The organism is Pedobacter sp. MC2016-14 (genome assembly GCF_020991475.1).
In the GTDB taxonomy this organism is placed as follows: Bacteria; Bacteroidota; Bacteroidia; order Sphingobacteriales; family Sphingobacteriaceae; genus Pedobacter.
This window is the reverse complement of the sequence record NZ_JAJMPA010000002.1, coordinates 502,486-520,883: the sequence shown is the minus strand read 5'-3', so window position 1 is coordinate 520,883 and position 18,398 is coordinate 502,486. Positions and strand designations below refer to the sequence as shown.

At 39.6% G+C, this 18,398-nt stretch carries 15 protein-coding genes; 8 read left to right on the top strand and 7 right to left on the bottom strand.

Annotated elements, in window-relative coordinates:
• Positions 1-24 precede the first annotated feature (24 nt).
• Positions 25-2,529, bottom strand: a complete 2,505-nt coding sequence (locus LPB86_RS14400) for a DPP IV N-terminal domain-containing protein (RefSeq protein ID WP_230645126.1) — start codon at positions 2,527-2,529, stop codon at positions 25-27.
• 100 nt (positions 2,530-2,629) lie between these two features.
• Here LPB86_RS14400 and LPB86_RS14395 point away from each other — a divergent pair, with 100 nt between their 5' ends.
• Positions 2,630-3,523 (top strand): polysaccharide deacetylase family protein, encoded by an 894-nt coding sequence (locus LPB86_RS14395; protein ID WP_230645124.1) that lies wholly within the window; start codon positions 2,630-2,632, stop codon positions 3,521-3,523.
• A gap of 70 nt (positions 3,524-3,593) precedes the next feature.
• Here the strand turns inward: LPB86_RS14395 and LPB86_RS14390 are convergent, their stop codons facing one another.
• Both LPB86_RS14390 and LPB86_RS14385 read right to left on the bottom strand, forming a co-directional pair.
• Positions 3,594-4,046: a GreA/GreB family elongation factor gene (locus tag LPB86_RS14390; protein ID WP_230645122.1), complete on the bottom strand. Its 453-nt coding sequence runs from the start codon at positions 4,044-4,046 to the stop codon at positions 3,594-3,596.
• A gap of 4 nt (positions 4,047-4,050) precedes the next feature.
• Positions 4,051-4,629 (bottom strand): nitroreductase, encoded by a 579-nt coding sequence (locus LPB86_RS14385; RefSeq protein WP_230645119.1) that lies wholly within the window; start codon positions 4,627-4,629, stop codon positions 4,051-4,053.
• Between the two features lie 264 nt (positions 4,630-4,893).
• Between LPB86_RS14385 and LPB86_RS14380 the strand changes: the two genes are divergently transcribed.
• The gene (locus LPB86_RS14380) at positions 4,894-6,516 is read left to right on the top strand and encodes an ABC-F family ATP-binding cassette domain-containing protein (protein WP_230645117.1); all 1,623 of its coding nucleotides are present in this window, start codon (positions 4,894-4,896) and stop codon (positions 6,514-6,516) included.
• Between the two features lie 83 nt (positions 6,517-6,599).
• A complete protein-coding gene (locus LPB86_RS14375; RefSeq protein WP_230645115.1) occupies positions 6,600-6,788 on the top strand; it encodes a hypothetical protein in 189 nt (62 codons plus the stop codon).
• Positions 6,789-6,858: 70 nt separating this feature from the next.
• On the opposite strand, the gene LPB86_RS14370 is transcribed toward LPB86_RS14375, so the two are convergent.
• Both LPB86_RS14370 and LPB86_RS14365 read right to left on the bottom strand, forming a co-directional pair.
• Positions 6,859-7,359, bottom strand: a complete 501-nt coding sequence (locus LPB86_RS14370; RefSeq protein ID WP_230645113.1) for a peptidylprolyl isomerase — start codon at positions 7,357-7,359, stop codon at positions 6,859-6,861.
• 13 nt (positions 7,360-7,372) lie between these two features.
• Entirely contained in the window at positions 7,373-9,385 is a 2,013-nt protein-coding gene (locus tag LPB86_RS14365) for a thioredoxin domain-containing protein (protein WP_230645111.1), read from the bottom strand.
• A 49-nt stretch (positions 9,386-9,434) separates the two neighbouring features.
• Here LPB86_RS14365 and LPB86_RS14360 point away from each other — a divergent pair, with 49 nt between their 5' ends.
• Positions 9,435-10,532 carry a mandelate racemase/muconate lactonizing enzyme family protein gene (locus LPB86_RS14360; protein WP_230645109.1) on the top strand — a complete coding sequence of 366 codons (1,098 nt, stop codon included), beginning with the start codon at positions 9,435-9,437 and terminating at the stop codon, positions 10,530-10,532.
• Between the two features lie 5 nt (positions 10,533-10,537).
• On the opposite strand, the gene LPB86_RS14355 is transcribed toward LPB86_RS14360, so the two are convergent.
• Positions 10,538-11,422 carry a glycoside hydrolase family 25 protein gene (locus tag LPB86_RS14355; RefSeq protein ID WP_230645107.1) on the bottom strand — a complete coding sequence of 295 codons (885 nt, stop codon included), beginning with the start codon at positions 11,420-11,422 and terminating at the stop codon, positions 10,538-10,540.
• Between the two features lie 59 nt (positions 11,423-11,481).
• Positions 11,482-12,852: a dipeptidase gene (locus LPB86_RS14350; protein WP_230645105.1), complete on the bottom strand. Its 1,371-nt coding sequence runs from the start codon at positions 12,850-12,852 to the stop codon at positions 11,482-11,484.
• 136 nt (positions 12,853-12,988) lie between these two features.
• Between LPB86_RS14350 and LPB86_RS14345 the strand changes: the two genes are divergently transcribed.
• The 4 genes from LPB86_RS14345 to murA all read left to right on the top strand — a co-directional run bounded on the left by LPB86_RS14345 (position 12,989) and on the right by murA (position 18,390).
• The gene (locus tag LPB86_RS14345) at positions 12,989-13,945 is read left to right on the top strand and encodes a GDSL-type esterase/lipase family protein (RefSeq protein ID WP_230645103.1); all 957 of its coding nucleotides are present in this window, start codon (positions 12,989-12,991) and stop codon (positions 13,943-13,945) included.
• Positions 13,946-14,012: 67 nt separating this feature from the next.
• Positions 14,013-16,313, top strand: a complete 2,301-nt coding sequence (locus LPB86_RS14340) for an ATP-dependent helicase (RefSeq protein ID WP_230645101.1) — start codon at positions 14,013-14,015, stop codon at positions 16,311-16,313.
• Between the two features lie 42 nt (positions 16,314-16,355).
• On the top strand, positions 16,356-17,033 hold the full coding sequence (locus LPB86_RS14335; protein ID WP_230645099.1) for a DUF4290 domain-containing protein: 678 nt from the start codon (positions 16,356-16,358) through the stop codon (positions 17,031-17,033).
• Positions 17,034-17,064: 31 nt separating this feature from the next.
• Positions 17,065-18,390 carry a UDP-N-acetylglucosamine 1-carboxyvinyltransferase gene (gene murA, locus LPB86_RS14330; protein WP_230645097.1) on the top strand — a complete coding sequence of 442 codons (1,326 nt, stop codon included), beginning with the start codon at positions 17,065-17,067 and terminating at the stop codon, positions 18,388-18,390.
• The last annotated feature ends 8 nt before the right edge of the window (positions 18,391-18,398 follow it).

Genomic DNA, 18,398 nt, shown 5'->3' with positions numbered 1-18,398 from the left:
CATGACATGAAGGCCGCCCTTTTTTTATCTTCCGGATTTTCCGTTCATCTCTATTTCCCGGTCAATCTCCAGAATATCTACCTGCCCTGCATTGCTGAAATCTCCCATGAGGTATTTATTGAAATGATCAGCAAGTTTCCAAAAAGCATACTCCGTATAGTCGCCAAAAGCATGGCGCTGTCCAGGCAAGATCACAAACTCAAATCTTTTACCCGCTTTAATTAAAGCATTGGCTAAACGAATGGTATTTGCGGGATTTACATTATTATCTACATCACCAGTCATAATCATCAACTGCCCTTTCAGATTTTTAGCTAAGTCAGGATTTTTATCAATGGCATAGGTAAAAGTTGTATCTCCTTTTGCCGTCACCATCTCCTTTACCCCATGATGTTTCTCGCTCCACCAACGATTGTAAATACTATTGTCATGATTTCCTGCATTAGACACGGCCACTTTAAAGAAATCCGGATAAACCAGCATTGCGGCAGTAGACATAAATCCACCGCCCGAGTGGCCGGTAATGCCTACCTTACTGGCGTCTATGTAATTGTACTTGTAGGATAGCTGTTCAACCGCAGCTTTTTTATCTGCTAAACCGTAGTCGCGCAAATTTCCATAACCATAAGTGTGATACCATTTAGATCTTGAAGGATTGCCCCCTCTGTTTCCAACAGTAATTACAATGTATCCAAACTGGGCGAGGCGCTCTGTACGGTCCATACTTCTGCTGAAAGATTTATTTACCGCTTCTGTTTGCGGGCCTGGGTATACATATTCAATAATGGGATATTTTTTGGCCGGATCAAAATCAAAGGGCTTATACATTACCCCATATAAATCTGTGATACCATCATCTGCTTTCACCTTAAAAGGCTCAGGAAATTGATAGCCTGCAGCCATCAACAGAGAAAGATCTGTAGTTTCCAAATCCATTACCTTGGTTCCGTTATGGTCTATAAGTACAGATTTTGGAACCGTATTTACCCTGGAAAAGTTATCAACGAAATACTGTCCCTCGTCATTAAGACTTACACCATGGTCAAAATCGCCTGCATTGAGCAATTTAATTCCGGAACCGTCAAAATTGATGCGGTAAAGATGCAGGTAGTATGGATCTTCTTTACCCTCCCTTCCATTGGCCGTAAAATAAAGCACCCTGTTTTTTTCGTCTATTTTCTCAATATTTTCACAATGAAATGCGCCTTTTGTAATTTGGTTTTTCAGCTTTCCTGCGCCATCAAACAAATAGAAATGTCCCCATCCATCACGCTCAGACCAATGAATAAGCTCTTTTCCATCATTAACCAGGCCAGGGCGATTAACCTCCACATAAGTATTAAAACGCTCTTCAATTACCTGATCAACTTTACCAGAACTGATGTCTACCGTACAAACATCTATTCTTTTTAAATCGCGGCTGGTACGTGAAAAATAAATTTTACTATTGTTACCCAACCAAACTGAAGGCCTAAATTCATTATCGCGGTCTTTGTTTAGTACCGGTGCAGACCATGCTGATAACGTTTGATCTTTAAAAGCAGCCACATTTAGTTTTTTTCCGGTTTTAAGCTCAAAGTTAAACAACCACAATTCATAAACAGGAGATTCCTTTTCTCCAGGCAACTGATACTTATAAGTCTCAAGGGTTGGCCTTGCCGCAGCAATGCTATTGATAACCCACATGTCTTTTACCTTCCGGGAGTCGGACCTGTTTAATACAAAATATTTTGAATTTGGAGACCAGAGCACATACGCATTTCTCCTTTTTTTATCGTTTTTGATATTCTCTTCATTGTTCTCCCCATCGCCATCACTGCCATAAGCATAAAACTTAAGGCCATCTTTTGTTAGCTGGTGTTCTACAATGGTACTGTCATCTTCATTTTTTACTGCCTTCTGGTAATTTAATTTATCCATCCAGTACAGGTTATAATTCCTGCTAAATACTATTGCAGAAGAATCTGGTGCTACAGAACCCCAGGCAGGTTTTGGCTTTGGCTTGGTAAAATTAGCCACTTCTGTTAGTTTAGAATTTGCAAGGTCGTAATTGAAACAATAGATCTTTTTTTCCATTGAATCTGCAGCCTTTTTGTCTTTTCTATCCTTTTTTAGCTGATCTACAGTGCTTTTTATCTCAAATGTAACGCTCTTCTCATCTTTTGAAAATTTAAAGTTATCAATTGGCAAATGCTGTGCATCAAACGGATCTCTAACTATGACTGTAATCTCTGCAGCAAGTTTAGCGGTATTAAATAACGGTTTCTTAGTACGGGTGGTCACATCAACAATCTTCCATTCTTTACCTGCAGGTGTTTCATACAAATACCAAAATCTGTTACTCAATTTAAGCCAATGTGGATCTACGGTAGTAGAATAAATCATCTTTTTTAGTTTGTTTGGCGAAAACCGGGAAGCCAGCTGATAGTTAGCGCGGGAAACTGCTCCAGGCTTTTCTGCCTGGCCTTGCGAAAAAGCAGTGGTCCACATCATGACCGCACCTAATAAAATAACGTAGTATTGTTTCATAAGCATCTAATTGTGAAAGTTCAAAACTATCGAATAAATAAAATCCTTGCTTGTTTTGCTGTGTAATAAATTAGCTATAGTTTTGCAGCAAATCTACAATATGAAACACCATTTATTAAACCTTGCCCTGGCCGCGCTAATTTTAACTGCCGGCTGCCAATCTAAATCTCAAACTTCTGCCGCCGATAGCAAAGACAGCACCTCAACAAATAGTACCACTAACGCTACAGAAAACAGTGCAGAAACGGCTCAATCCATTGATGTAAGCAAAATTAAAGTTGCAGATGCTAAAACCATACTGGCACGCAAACAAGTTCCTATTTTATGCTACCATCAGGTGCGAAACTGGACACCGAAAGATGGAAAAGTAGGTAAAGACTATATTGTAGAGATTCAAAATTTTAAAGACCAGATCAAAATGCTGTCGGATAGTGGCTACCACACCATCTCTCCTGATCAGTTGTATGCGTATTTAAACACAGGTGCAGCACTGCCATCTAAACCTATTATGCTGACTTTTGATGATACAGACATGGACCAGTTTACTATTGCTGCCCCTACACTTAAAAAGTACGGCTATAAGGCAATGTATTTTATCATGACGGTTTCTATTGGCCGCAAAGGAAAATTTGTAGACTATATGACCAAGGAACAAATCAAACAATTATCTGATGAAGGAAATGTTATTGGAAGCCACACTTACGATCACAAAAACTTTAAGAAATACCAGGGTAAAGATTGGGAAGAGCAATTGGACAAGCCGACAAAAAAACTGGAGGAGATTACAGGAAAAAAGATGACAGAGTTTGCTTATCCTTTTGGATTGTGGAATGCTGAAGGTTTTCCTGAACTGAAGAAACGTGGCTTTAGAATGGCTTTCTCATTAGCTGATAAACGTGATCAAAACTATCCGTTATATACAGTAAGAAGGATTATTGCAAGTGGATACTGGAGTCCAAAAACTTTAAGTAATGCCATTAGAAACAGTTTCTAATACCACTATAAGTTTAAACAAGAAAGCCATTCTAAAAGATCAGAATGGCTTTCTTGTTTAAATGCATTTTTTACAACACCTCTTTTATAGTGTAATCTTTTTTATTAAAACTCACCAAATCACCAGCTTTTTTCCCGAAGAACAACTGCCCTATAGGTGATGAAGCCGAAATGGCAAAGACCTGCTGATCCTTATAAGTCAACTGCCCGGCGGGAATACTGATATAAAAAATGCCAGCTGAGGTATAAACAAGGCTTCCGTTTCTAACTGAGACACCTAATGGCGCATCTTCCAGAGAATTCAATAATTGCAGATTTTGCTTTGCATCTGCCAATAACCCTTTGTTCCTGCTAATGTCTTGCTGCATCATCTCCCTTGTGGTTTCAAACTTATCTCCAGCACTACTTTTGGTGTCGTCGTTACTGGCTTCCTGCGCCTGGGCCAATGCCGTTTCTGCAGTTTCAATCCTTTGCCGGATAAAGGCCAGACAAAGTTGATAAACGCCTGCTTTTAAATTTTCCATACCCTTATTCTTCTACCCATTTCACTTTTTCAGACATTGGTGTTCGCACTGCAGTCCTTTCCTCTTCTTCATGATATCCCATATAAAATAAACCAAAGCACTGCTCATTTTCCTTCAGTTCCATAAATGCACCCAATTCACTAATGGTATCCGGAGAACTCCAATACGCACCTACATTTAAAGCCTCGGCAGTTAAAGACATATTTTGTACTGCACAAGCCAGGGCGGCAACCTCTTCCCAGGCGGGTAATTTTTCAGGATGCAATTGAGCGTTGATGGCTAAAACACAGCTGGACTGATCAAATTTCTCCGCAATGCTGTCGTATTTTTTCTGAAGAAACTTTTCTGGTGCCGTTGCTTCCTTATAAATCCGCGCCAATTCTAATCCCAGTTTAGTTTTCCCCTCTTTTCTATAGACAATAAACCTCCAGGGTTGGGTCATTTTATGTGTTGGCGCATAGTTGGCGCTTTCAAGAATCTTTTCAATGACTTCAACAGGGATTTCCTGCGAAGTATAACTTACGGGAAAAATGCTCCTTCTCCGTTTTATGATGTTGCTTAATATTTCGATTTGTGAATCCATTGATACAAAAATAGAATTTAGAGATCGTCTAAGTGTTTATCCAATGTCTTTTTAACCATTTTGGCCCTTGCAAAAAAGCGACACGCTCTCAATATAGCAACCATTTGCGATTGCGGCTGCTCTTACAATTGTGCAATTAACTGTTCTTTTGACATTTTAAGACTATTTATATACAGCTAAATTATACAAAAATTTAAAAGGCAGCTTGACTTCAAGGTTCAGTTTATAAATTATGCGTACTTTTGCGGCTTATTTTTCAGCAATATGATTTCAGTTTCTAATTTATCACTGCGTTACGGAAAACGTACTTTATTTGAAGATGTAAACTTAAAATTTAACCAGGGCAATTGCTATGGGGTAATTGGAGCTAACGGCGCAGGTAAATCTACTTTTCTTAAAATTTTATCGGGCGAAGTGAGCCAGACTTCCGGAAGTGTAGCCTTTACACCTGGCGAACGCATGGCCGTTTTAAAACAAAACCACCACGAGTTCGATGATTTTAGCGTAATTGAAACGGTGATGATGGGCCACAAGGAATTGTATGACATCATGAAAGAGAAAGATGCCATTTATTTGAAAGAAGATTTTTCTGACAAAGATGGAGAGCGTGCCGGAGAACTGGAAAACAGGTTTGCAGAGATGGATGGGTGGAACATGGAAAGCAATGCAGCAACCATGCTGAGCAACCTTGGTATCAAGGAAGAGCATCATTATAAAATGGTGAAAGAATTAGATGGTAAGCAAAAAGTACGTGTGTTATTGGCTCAGGCACTTTTTGGTAACCCGGACATTTTATTACTGGATGAGCCAACCAACGACTTGGATATTGAAACCATTGCCTGGTTGGAGAATTTCCTGGCAGACTATCAGAATATTGTACTTGTGGTATCTCACGACAGACACTTTCTTGATGCTGTATGTACGCATATTGTAGATATAGATTTCAGTAAAATGAACATCTATTCTGGTAACTACAGCTTCTGGTATGAATCTAGTCAATTGGCGCTGAAACAACGCAGCGACCAGAATAAAAAACTGGAAGAAAAAGTTAAGGAACTTCAGGAATTTATCCAACGCTTTAGTGCCAATGCTTCTAAATCAAAACAAGCTACTTCCCGTAAAAAGGCTTTAGATAAAATTGACATTTCAGAAATTAAAGCTTCCAGTCGCAAATACCCTGCAATTTTATTCAATAACCTGGGTAGAGAAGCTGGTGACCAGATTTTACAGGTAGAGAACCTTTCGAAAACTGTAAATGGTGAAGTGATGTTCAAGAACATTAACTTTATGGTGAACAAAGGCGACAAAATAGCTGTCCTTTCTCAGAACAGTTTGGCAACTGCTGCTTTTTATGATGTACTAACTGGCAGAGATAAGGATTATACAGGTGAATATAAATTTGGAATTACCATCAGCGTTGCTGACATTCCGAACGATAATGAGCCATATTTTGAAGGTAAGGATGAAAACCTGGTGGACTGGCTGCGTGAGTACTCGGGCACAGACCAGGACGAGCAGTTTGTAAGAAGTTTTCTGGGCAGGATGTTGTTCTCAGGAGAAGAGGTTTTAAAAAATGTGAAGGTACTATCCGGAGGGGAAAAAATGCGTTGCATGTTCTCTCAAATGATGCTTAAACATGCCAACTTATTGCTTTTTGATGAGCCAACCAATCACCTGGATCTGGAGTCGATTACAGCGCTAAACAACGGTATGAAAGATTTTAGAGGAACTATTTTGTTTACCTCCCGAGATCATGCCTTGACTGAATCTGTTGCCACCCGCATTATTGAAATTACGCCAAAAGGCACCATTGATAAGATGATGACGTATGATGACTACATTAACAGTGATGAAGTTGCTGCCTTGAGAGCAGAGATGTACAAATAATTGCGCATTTAAATTAGCGTGAAGAATAAATGGGCAGGGTAAACATATCCTGCCCATTTTTGTTATACTATAAATCTAAAACAATGGAACGAGAAGAAATTAAAACATTACTCAGCTCAATTGAACAGGAAGTGAGTTCTGTGATCCTTGGTGGAATGGAAGAATCTTATGAAGAATTGGAAAGATTGGGATATATTGTTATCCATGCGGATGATGCCCACCCTTCTGCAACAATTACAGATGCCGGGGTAGTATTTCTGGAGAACAACTAAAAATAGGCTGCAATTAATCATTGCAACCTATTTTATATCTGCTGTTCTTCAACAGCATTAAGTTATTTATTTAGTGACCTGAATGTCCGTCTGCACCATGTGCATGACCATGGCTCAATTCATCAGCAGTCGCTTCACGAACTGCAAGGATAGTACCAGCAAAAATCAGGTTTTTACCTGCCATCGGGTGATTTAAATCTACAGAAACGGTATCTTCATGAATGGCTGTTACACCTGCTCTGAAGTGGTTTCCCTGGTTATCTTGCAAAGGGATCACATCTCCTACAGCTGGAAGATCAACTTCAGCAAACATATCTTTAGGTAAATCTGCAAAAGCACCAGGATCTTGTTCACCGTATCCATCTGCTGCAGTTAACTCAAAACTATATTCATCACCTACATTTAAACCTGCTAGATGCTCCTCAAACTTTGGCAGCATCATTCCTGTACCATATAAAAAAACCAAAGCATTTTGCTCATCGGCCTTTTCTACAAAAACTTGTTGTCCTTCTTCATTAGTTGTATGCAATTCATACGTTAATGATACTACTGTATTGGGTTTAATACTCATTATATTGTTTTTATTAGTTCAAGTTATTTATGGCTTCATCAACAGTACCAACTGGCAGCTGACAGGCCTTATTTCGGCAAATATAGATTTTTGTTTCAATGCTTTGCTTATCTTTTAACAATGGAAGTGTAGAATTTGTTCCTGCAAGTATGATTTTATTGGGGATGTAGTGCGTATTGAATTCCTTTTGTACTGCAATGGTGTCTTCTCCGGCAATGGCGATTTCATTGATTCCGAATACCTCATTGAGCAATTGAATGCTCCAGTTGGAATAGGCCGATCCATAGGATTTGATCTGACCATGCACTGCGGCAAGCATAGCTGCAGCTTTATCTGTATATGCTTGCAGATCTAAAAGTAAGCCCATGGTATGTAAATTTTGCGCCATAACGGAATTGGATGCCGGGATAACATTATCCATAATCTCGTGTTTACGTGCGATGAGTTCTTCCCCTGCGGATGAAGTATAAAAAAACATTGGCCCATTAGGATCATTAAAATTGACAAGAACCTGGTTAGTCAGCTTCTCAGCTTCAGTTAGCCATTTTTCGTTGAAATCGCATTGGTAAAGAGAAATTAATGCCTCTATCAAAAATGCGTAGTCATCAAGAAAACCTGGTATGGAAGCTTTGCCGCTTTTGTAATTGCGCTGCAGAGATCCGTCTTCTTTAATGAGGTTACTTAAAAGAAAATCTGCAGCTTTCTTTGCTGTAAGGTAGTATTTTTCATTATCAAAGATCATTGAACTCTCGGCCAATGCCCGTATAGTCATCGCGTTCCAGGCCGTAAGACATTTATCATCCAATCCCGGACGTACACGATTGGCCCTGGCCACTAGAAGTTTATCTTTAGCTTTTTTAAGCTTTCTTTCCAGCTCCAAAATAGTAATCCCTTTTACCTCTGCATACTCTTCTACATTAAACTTTCTGCGCAGAATATTGGTCTCCTCTTCTTCCCAGTTACCGCTGGCGGTAACATCAAAATAATCGGAAAGCAAATGAGCATCTTCGGTAAGGACGCTGTCAAACGCTGACTTATCCCAAACATAAAATTTCCCCTCTACACCTTCGCTATCTGCATCCAGGGCAGAATAAAATAAGCCCTCAGCAGAGGTCATTTCTCTTTCCAGCCAATTGATACTTTCTTCTGCCACTTCTTTAAACAAGGGTGTTTTGGTATACTGGTAGGCTTCTGCATATAAAGAAATCAACTGTGCATTATCATAAAGCATCTTTTCAAAATGAGGCGCATGCCATTCTCCATCTACGGAATACCTGGCAAAGCCTCCGCCTATTTGGTCGTAGATACCACCAAAAGCCATTTTTTCGAGCGTAAGCATAGTAGATACAAAGGTAGCGTCATCATCCATCAGTTGACTGTAGCGTAAAAGGAACAGCCAGTTATTAGGCAAAGGAAACTTAGGTGCGCGGTTATATCCCCCTTCTGAAAGGTCAAAGTTTCTTTTCCAGGGTTCTGTAATGGCTTTTAAATCATCCTCTGTATAGGCTTGCACTTGATATACAGGCAAAATCCGTTCTGCATCTTTAATACCACTTGTTAGCCTGTCGGCATACTGTAGTGCTTTTTCTGGCTCGGTGCTCCAAAGCTTTGCTACACTCAACAACACATTGATCCAATCGTCTTTTTTAAAGTATGTGCCTCCATAAACCGGACGCTGGTCTGGCAAACAGATGCAGTTTAATGGCCAGCCCCCGCTTCCTGTCATCAGCTGGATGGCCATCATATAAATCTGGTCAATATCCGGGCGTTCTTCCCGATCAACCTTTATACAGACAAAATGGGTATTCATAACGTCTGCCACCTCATGATTTTCAAAACTCTCTCGTTCCATAACATGGCACCAATGACAGGCTGAATAGCCAATACTCACCAAAATCAGCTTGTTTTCTGCTTTGGCTTTTTTTAAAGCTTCCGCTCCCCATTCGTACCATTGTACGGGATTGTAAGCATGTTGTAACAGGTATGGTGACGAGGCATTTATTAAACTATTGGGCTCCAAATTCATTTTATAAAGATAAAAAGATAATTGTTACTTTTACAGAAAGCCATCCTCAATGAAGATCAGCCATACCGATATATACCGCTTCAGTATACCGATGGAGCCCTTTGTAATTGCAACCGGAACCATGCACTTTGCTCAAAATGTACTGATCAGGATTCATACAGATACAGGCATTTATGGTCTGGGCGAGTGCTCGGCCTTCCCTATGATAGTTGGTGAGACCCAGGACACCTGCCTGATTATGGCAAAGGAATTTGCAGCCCTAATTAAAGGAAAGGATCCGTTGGAAATACCTGAGCGTATGGAAGATTTACTGGCTTTTACTGCACATAACAGCACCATTAAAAGTGCATTTGACATGGCTTTGTTTGACATAGCGGCGAAAAATGCAAACCTACCCCTCTACAAATTTTTAGGTGGACATAAAAAAACCATTGAGACAGATATGACCATTGGAATTGGTTGTCCGGAAAAAATGGCCATTGCTGCCCTAAAATACAAGGAAGAAGGCTGCAGCATACTAAAAGTTAAACTGGGGAAAAATGTAAAGGATGACCTGGAGCGGGTGGCATTGATTAGGGCTGCCGTTGGAGAAGAAATGCTGATTAGACTGGATGCCAATCAAGGTTGGTCTTTTGATGAAGCACTTTTTATTTTAGGGGCATTAGAAAAATACAACATTGAATTTTGCGAACAGCCTATGCGAACCTGGTACGATGACAGATTGCCTGAATTGTGTTTAAACAGCCCTGTTAAAATTATGGCGGATGAAAGTTGTTACAACCATCATGATGCGCGTAAGCTCATCAATAGTCAATCCTGCGATTACATCAATATAAAATTTTCTAAATCTGGTGGTATTTTAGAAGCTCAGAAAATTCATGAAGTTGCGATACAAAAAGGTGTTAAGTGCATGATGGGTGCAATGCTGGAAAGCCGGATTGCCTTGACAGCCAAATTACACTTTGCGCTTTCTTGCCCTAACATTGTTTATTTTGACCTTGACACCTGCCTGTTGGGACATCTGGTTGATCCTGTTGTAGGAGGATTGAGCTTTGACGGATATTTTCTGGATGTACCTGATATTGCCGGGATAGGTGCAGATGCCGACCCTGTCTTTCTTGAAAGCTGTGAAAAATGGACGATATGATAAAACTATTTAATGAGTATTTGCTGAAAAGCCAGACTGTCGCCCCTGAAAGCATTAAAGTCTACTACGTGATTAATGCCATTGATACGAGCCTTATCAGAATGTTGCCATAGAATCCAATTGGTAGTGGCATCTAAATTTAAGGCAGACTGATAATAATGGGCAATCCAAAGTGGATATTCATCAAAATGACCACGCAGGTAATCTTTATAAAAGGAAAGCCCCGTATATATAATGGGTTTTACGCCGGTTTTATTTTCTACATGTTCTAAAAAGTCGGCTAAGGCTTTTCGCATTTGTTTTGGGGAAACACCATTTAATTGTTCAATATCAACTACAGGAGGCAAATCTCCCTGCTCAAATTTCACGGTCTGCAGAAAAAATCTAGCCTGCCAGTCACCCGACTTCTGTGGTCTGAAAAAGTGGTAAGCCCCACATATAATTCCTGCTTTGGCTGCTTCCCGCCAGTTACGCTGAAAATAAGGATCTACACTCATGATGCCTTCTGAGGCCTTAATAATTGCAAAGCTGATTTTAACGTCGTCCTCTTTCATGGACCTGACTTTTTTCCAGTCAATTTTTCCCTGATAGTAAGAAACATCAATACCATGAACACTATATTTTTTAGGAATCCGTATATCGTAACTTGTATAAGTGCGGTAATTTGGGTCTTGCCCAATATCCAGTACCCATCTGGTTGCAGAACTAAAGAGTTTTAGCACATAACCATAATATAAAGGAGAGCACAATATCAACAAAACTATCAGCGCGATAAATTTATACACCAATGGAAAGGTTTGGGGCTTTTTAGCTGCTTTTTTACGAACCGGAGCTTTTTTAGCTACAGGATTTACTTTACGCGGGCTTGCTGTTTTTTTTATTGGCGGCACCTTCAAAAATACAAAAGGGCAGTCAAAAAGACCGCCCTTTTTAAAACTATTAGCTGCAATTATTTACTAAGCTCTGCAAAGTACTTGTGGAACAGCGGCAAAGTCTCAATGCCTTTATAATAATTGTAGATATCGTATTTCTCATTTGGAGAGTGCAGTGCATCGCTGTCCAAACCAAAGCCAAACAATACAGATTTTATACCCAATACATCTTCAAATAAAGCTACAATTGGAATACTACCGCCACCTCTGGTTGGAATTGGGGCCTTACCAAAGCTATCTGAAATGGCTTTTTCTGCTGCTTTATACGCTATGCTGTTGGTTGGCGTAACTACAGGTTCGCCTCCATGATGTGCAGTAACCTTTACTTTTACGTAGTCTGGCGCAATGCTTTCAAAATGCTTGGTAAAAATGGCAGAAATCTCGTCAGAGCTTTGATTGGGCACCAAACGCATAGAAATTTTAGCATTAGCCTTAGACGGCAACACCGTTTTAGCACCTTCACCGATGTATCCACTCCAGATACCGTTAACTTCTAAAGTAGGTCTTGTACCCGTGCGCTCTAAAGTAGAATATCCTTTTTCGCCCCAGTTGGCCTTAATATCCAGGTCTTTTTTATACTCGTCTAAATCAAAAGGAGCGGCATTTAATGCTGTCTTTTCTTCATCAGTCAGTTCAACTACTTTAGTATAAAACTCGGGAATGGTAATGTGGTTATTTTCATCATGCAAAGAAGCAATCATCTTACATAAAATGGTTGCGGGATTTGCTACAGCGCCACCATAAACACCAGAGTGTAAATCTCGGTTTGGACCTACAACCTCTACTTCCATATAAGCGAGTCCGCGTAAACCAGTCTCAATAGAAGGATTCTCCATGCTGATCATAGAAGTATCAGAAATTAAGACTACATCTGCCTTTAACCGTTCGGCATTTGCATTTACGAAAATACCAAGGTTAGCAGAACCTACTTCTTCTTCCCCTTCTATCATAAACTTGACGTTACAGGCAAGGGTATTGGTTTTCATCATCAGCTCAAATGCTTTTACATGCATATAAAACTGTCCTTTATCATCGCAGGCACCACGGGCATAGATTTTACCATCACGAACAGTAGGCTCAAAAGGAGGAGTTTCCCAAAGCTCCAAAGGATCTGCAGGTTGCACATCATAATGTCCATATATTAATACTGTAGGTAAACTTTCATCTACAATTTTCTCACCATAAACAATAGGATAACCTGCTGTTTCGCAGATCTCTACTTTATCTGCACCCGCATCTTTTAGCTTTTGAGCAACAAAATCTGCTGTTTTAAGCACATCAGATTTATACTTAGGATCTGCACTTACAGATGGAAAACGCAACAATTCAAACAACTCTTCTAAAAAGCGTTCTTTGTTATCTTCAACATATTTTTTGATCTCTTGCATGACAAATGATTTTGGAGCAAAGATAGAATTTTTGGGGCAGGTCGTTGATATAAATAGATTATACTTGTTTGAAGCCGCTCATCCACTTATATTTGTATAATAATTGCTTTAAAGCAGGGAGATAACGAACATCATAATGGGTTTCAAAGCATTTGCACTAGGCATTGCACTATTTTTTTTTCTGGATTCAAAAGCTCAGATGACACCCGCAAGCTGTCCTGAATCTGCGCAGTATTATGCAAAAGACAGCATTAATGTGGTTACTTTTGGTGCAAGTACTGTACAGGGAGTTAATGGGCTAAATTTTCAAACTTACCTAACAGGTAATTTTGTACGGTGTTACAGTGGCAAAACCGTTGATATAACCAATTATGGAATTGGCGGGGAAACTACAGGCCAGGGGCTTGCCAGACTGGACCAGGCAATAGTAGGTAAAACTGGTTTTATCATCATCAGCATGGGGGTTAATGATGCGCTGGCCATCAATGACAGAAAGCTAACGGCAAAGGAAACTGAAGCTAATATGCGCCAAATTATACAACGTTCCCTAGATGCAGGGCTAGTTCCAATACTTTGTACCCTACAGTTTCTGGACGACCGCAGAGACGGTAGGCTGAGGCGAACCAATGAGATTATTAAGCAACTGAATTCCATTTACATCAGTATGGCTAAGGAATATAAAATAAACCTTGCTGATATTAATAACTTTATAAAACGGGATTTTACCCTGTATCAGGATACTGTACATCCTAACGCAAGGGGATACCGTTTAATTGCTTTTGTACTTTTTGATACGATAAATAAAATCATTGCAGAACGTTTCCTGGCCTTTACAGTTACCCAGAACTATCCGAACCCTGCTGCTGAAATTACTAAAGTTGACATTGTGTTACCGGAAGCTGAAAAGGTAGAAATGAAATTGTATAATATGCGGGGAGCTTTGATCAAAACCGTTCTTAATGAGTACATGAATACTGGTAAGCACGTAGTGGAAATTAACACCAGTTTATTGACCCCCGGCATTTATATTTATAGAGTAATTACAGATTCCGGCAATTATTCCAGCAGCAAAAAGTTCATTGTTGTACATTAGTTTTAAACAAAACTTATATTTTCGTCGTCATTTTATAACTTCGCAGCATTAAAATACTTATTCTGATTTGGATTATTTAGCAGGGTTAAACCCACAACAACGTGCAGCAGTAGAAAATACCCAGGGACCAGCAATGATTGTTGCAGGTGCAGGTTCGGGTAAAACGAGGGTGATTACATACAGGGTAGCTCATTTGATTGAAAAGGGGGTAGATCCATTCAATATCCTGGTATTGACGTTTACCAATAAGGCCTCAAAAGATATGCGGGAGCGTATCTCTAAGGTTGTTGGTGCAGAGGCTAAAAACCTATGGATGGGTACATTTCACTCTGTATTTGCGAAAATACTCCGGGTGGAAGCTGAAAAGATTGGGTACCCTTCTAATTTTACTATATATGATACGGATGACAGCAAAAGCCTGATACGTGCCATTTTAAAAGAAATGCAGCTGGACGACAAATTGTACAATGCAAACTTTGTATACAACCGCATTTCATCAGCAAAAAACAACCTCGTTTCTTACAGCGAATACCTGGAAAACCCAGAGATTCAAGCAGAAGACAACAGCAATAAGCGCCCTTTAATGGGACAGATTTATGAAACGTATACCAAGCGTTGCTTTAAAGCTGGCGCAATGGATTTTGATGATTTATTATTTAAAACCAACGTTTTATTGAAAAACCATCCTGATGTATTGAATAAATACCAGCAAAAATTCAAATACCTGATGGTAGATGAGTATCAGGATACCAACTTTTCTCAGTATACAATTGTAAAAAAACTGGCTGCAGCTTATCAAAACATTTGCGTAGTGGGTGATGATGCGCAAAGTATCTATGGATTCCGTGGTGCCAACATCCAGAACATCCTGAATTTTGAAAAAGATTACCCGGATTTGCAGGTCTATAAACTGGAACAAAATTACCGCTCCACCCAAAACATTGTTGAAGTTGCCAATAGCATCATTGCCAATAACAAAAACCAGCTGGAGAAAAATGTTTTCTCTGAAAATGAGGCCGGTGACCGGATCAAAGTTCAGCGTGCATTTACAGATAACGAAGAAGGTAAAGTGGTTGCTGAATCCATTGTTCAGGACCGCAGTTCTAAAGGCTACAAATACAATGATTTTGCCATCTTGTACCGTACCAATGCCCAATCCAGGGCTATGGAGGAAGCTTTAAGAAAATTAAATGTCCCCTATAAAATTTATGGCGGATTGTCTTTTTACCAGCGCAAGGAAATTAAAGACCTTATTGCATATTTCCGCCTTACTTTTAATCCAAGTGATGAGGAAGCCATTAAAAGGGTAATTAACTATCCTAGACGTGGCCTGGGCGATACAACAGTAGATAAAATTATAGTTGCGGCAGACCAGCATGACCTTACCATGTGGCAGGTAATCTGTGAACCTCAAAAATATATTGCTGGCCGTACAGCCAATCAGCTGAACGATTTTGCAATGATGATTCAAAGCTTTCAGGCAGAAGCTAAAAAACTGGATGCTTACGAAACGGCCCTATATATTGCTCAACATTCTGGTATTTTAAAAGAACTGCATACAGATGACAGTATTGAAGGAAGAAGCAGGTACGAAAATATCCAGGAGTTATTGAATGGGATAAAGGAATTTGCTGAGCGCGAAGATATAGAAGACCGTAGTTTGGCTATTTTTATGCAGGACATTGCCCTGCTTACAAACGACGACAGACAGGATGATAAAGATAAAGACACTGTGTCTCTGATGACCATCCACTCTGCAAAAGGTCTGGAATTTAAAAATGTATATGTTGTGGGGTTGGAAGAGAACCTTTTTCCATCACAAATGTCATTAAATTCGCGTACAGACCTCGAAGAGGAACGCCGGTTATTTTATGTTGCCATAACCCGTGCCGAGTTGAAACTTACTTTAACTTATGCTACCTCCAGATACAGGTGGGGAACACTAACAAATTGTGAACCCAGCAGATTTATTAATGAAATAAATGCCCGTTATCTGGAACTTGAAACAGTAAAACCATCAAAGGTAAGCACAGAAGCTGGCTTTGAAAATGAGCGTAGAACCTGGACACAGCAAAGGGAATTGAGTCCGAAACCTACCTCGGGTGGCAATATGGGCAATAGTATACCGGCGCAAAGACCAAAAACAACGAGTATTCTTCCTAAGGCGCACATACCTACGCCAGGTTTTGCACCTGATGCTGCAAGTGCTTTCCAGAATGGCATGGAGGTAGAACACGAAAAATTTGGCTTTGGAAAAATAGTAAATTTAGAAGGCAGTTTACCAGATGTAAAAGCTACCGTTTTTTTTCAGGGACTGGGAAATAAGCAGTTGTTGTTAAAATTTGCTAAATTGCGAATCGTTAAATAGATCAATTTCCCTTTAATGGGAAATTCTAACTGATTATAACAAATGAAATTCGATTACAATACCACAAGAAATCACCTGATTTTGGCTGAATACGGCCGCAATGTACAAAATATGGTAAAATACATTTGCGAGCTTGAGGATAGAGATGAGCGAAACAGATATGCCCAGGCGGTTATTGAGCTAATGGGTTTTTTAAATCCACATTTAAGGGATGTAGCCGACTTTAAACATAAGTTGTGGGATCATTTACACATCATTTCTGATTACAAGATTGATGTAGATGCTCCATATCCTAAACCAACGCCAGAGCAGGCAGCCGTTAAACCGAAGCATATTGGCTATCCGCAACAAAAAATAAGGTATAAACATTACGGAAGAACCGTAGAGGTTTTGATTGAAAAAGCTAAAGCTGTTGATGAGCCTGTACGCAGGGCCGAAATGGTTCAGGGAATTGCAAATTTCATGAAAATGGCTTACGTTCAATGGAATAAAGACAATGTTGCTGATGAGACCATCATCAAAAACCTGGGAGAATTGTCGTCAGGACAATTACAACTGGATGAAAATGTAAATCTTGCCAAGGTAGAATTTAAACCACAACCTACCGGAAGAAGTGCCTCAAATAATAACCGTGGGCGTAACAACAATAATAAAGGAAGGCAGAACAACAATAACAACAACCGCCCTTCTCGTAACAACAATTCAAAATCCAGACACTAGGTAGCCTTTTACTATAATATACAGCTTATTCATGAACGCATTTGAAATCATCGGTGGTGTAAAACTAAAGGGCGAAATTCATCCCCAGGGCGCAAAAAATGAAGCATTACAGATTTTATCTGCAGTTTTATTAACCGATCAAAAAATAACCATCAGCAACATCCCTGACATTAAGGATGTTAATAAATTAATTGAACTTCTGGCTGATCTAGGTGTAATTGTAGAACGCCTGAATAAGGATACCTATACCTTTGAAGCCAAAAACATCAACCTGGATTTTTTCCAGTCTGACGTGTTTAAAGCTAAGGGAGGAGGACTTAGAGGATCTATTATGATCGTTGGACCGCTATTAGCGCGCTTCGGTAAAGCAGCAATTCCTAAACCAGGAGGTGATAAAATTGGCCGTAGAAGATTAGACACGCACTTTTTAGGTTTTGAAAAGCTAGGTGCTAAATTCGTCTATGACAGTAAAAAGGAGTTTTTTAATGTAGATGCCACTAACTTACAGGGCGCTTATATTCTACTTGACGAAGCATCCGTAACCGGAACTGCGAATATTGTAATGGCAGCAGTATTGGCTAAAGGTATTACAACCATTTACAATGCAGCATGCGAGCCTTATTTACAGCAATTGTGTAAAATGCTGAATAGAATGGGTGCAAAAATATCAGGCATTGGTTCTAATTTATTGACCATAGAAGGCGTAAGTAAATTAGGTGGTACAGAACACAGAATGCTGCCAGATATGATTGAAATTGGCTCTTTTATTGGCCTGGCTGCAATGACTGAATCTGAAATTACCATTAAAAATGTGTGCTATTCAGAATTGGGTGTTATTCCTGAAGTTTTCAGGAAACTGGGAATACAGTTTGAACTAAAAGGCGACGACATTTACATTCCATCTCAAAAACATTATGTAATTGACACTTTTATTGATGGTTCTATCTTAACAATTGCCGATTCCCCATGGCCAGGCTTTACCCCTGACCTATTGAGCATTGTACTTGTTGTAGCCACACAAGCCAGAGGCTCTGTACTAATTCACCAAAAAATGTTTGAGAGCCGTCTATTTTTTGTTGATAAACTAATTGATATGGGTGCACAGATTATTTTATGCGACCCACATAGAGCAACAGTTAACGGAATAGATAAAAAATATAAATTAAGGGGGATCAGCATGACCTCGCCCGATATTCGTGCAGGTGTGTCCTTACTAATTGCAGCATTATCTGCTGAAGGAAAATCTACGATCTATAATATTGAACAAATAGAGCGTGGCTACCAGGATATAGACATACGCTTACGCGCATTAGGTGCTCAAATTAAGCGTGTAGAAGGATCTGGTCCAAGCCACTAAATTGAAAT

Coding starts and splice junctions, on each gene's coding strand:
- LPB86_RS14390 (WP_230645122.1), bottom strand. CDS start 4,046: ATGGAAAATTTAAAAGCAGGCGTTTATCAACTTTGTCTGGCCTTTATC.
- LPB86_RS14360 (WP_230645109.1), top strand. CDS start 9,435: ATGAAGATCAGCCATACCGATATATACCGCTTCAGTATACCGATGGAG.
- LPB86_RS14365 (WP_230645111.1), bottom strand. CDS start 9,385: ATGAATTTGGAGCCCAATAGTTTAATAAATGCCTCGTCACCATACCTG.
- LPB86_RS14380 (WP_230645117.1), top strand. CDS start 4,894: ATGATTTCAGTTTCTAATTTATCACTGCGTTACGGAAAACGTACTTTA.
- LPB86_RS14385 (WP_230645119.1), bottom strand. CDS start 4,629: ATGGATTCACAAATCGAAATATTAAGCAACATCATAAAACGGAGAAGG.
- LPB86_RS14335 (WP_230645099.1), top strand. CDS start 16,356: ATGAAATTCGATTACAATACCACAAGAAATCACCTGATTTTGGCTGAA.
- LPB86_RS14345 (WP_230645103.1), top strand. CDS start 12,989: ATGGGTTTCAAAGCATTTGCACTAGGCATTGCACTATTTTTTTTTCTG.
- LPB86_RS14350 (WP_230645105.1), bottom strand. CDS start 12,852: ATGCAAGAGATCAAAAAATATGTTGAAGATAACAAAGAACGCTTTTTA.
- murA (WP_230645097.1), top strand. CDS start 17,065: ATGAACGCATTTGAAATCATCGGTGGTGTAAAACTAAAGGGCGAAATT.
- LPB86_RS14400 (WP_230645126.1), bottom strand. CDS start 2,529: ATGAAACAATACTACGTTATTTTATTAGGTGCGGTCATGATGTGGACC.
- LPB86_RS14370 (WP_230645113.1), bottom strand. CDS start 7,359: ATGAGTATTAAACCCAATACAGTAGTATCATTAACGTATGAATTGCAT.
- LPB86_RS14375 (WP_230645115.1), top strand. CDS start 6,600: ATGGAACGAGAAGAAATTAAAACATTACTCAGCTCAATTGAACAGGAA.
- LPB86_RS14395 (WP_230645124.1), top strand. CDS start 2,630: ATGAAACACCATTTATTAAACCTTGCCCTGGCCGCGCTAATTTTAACT.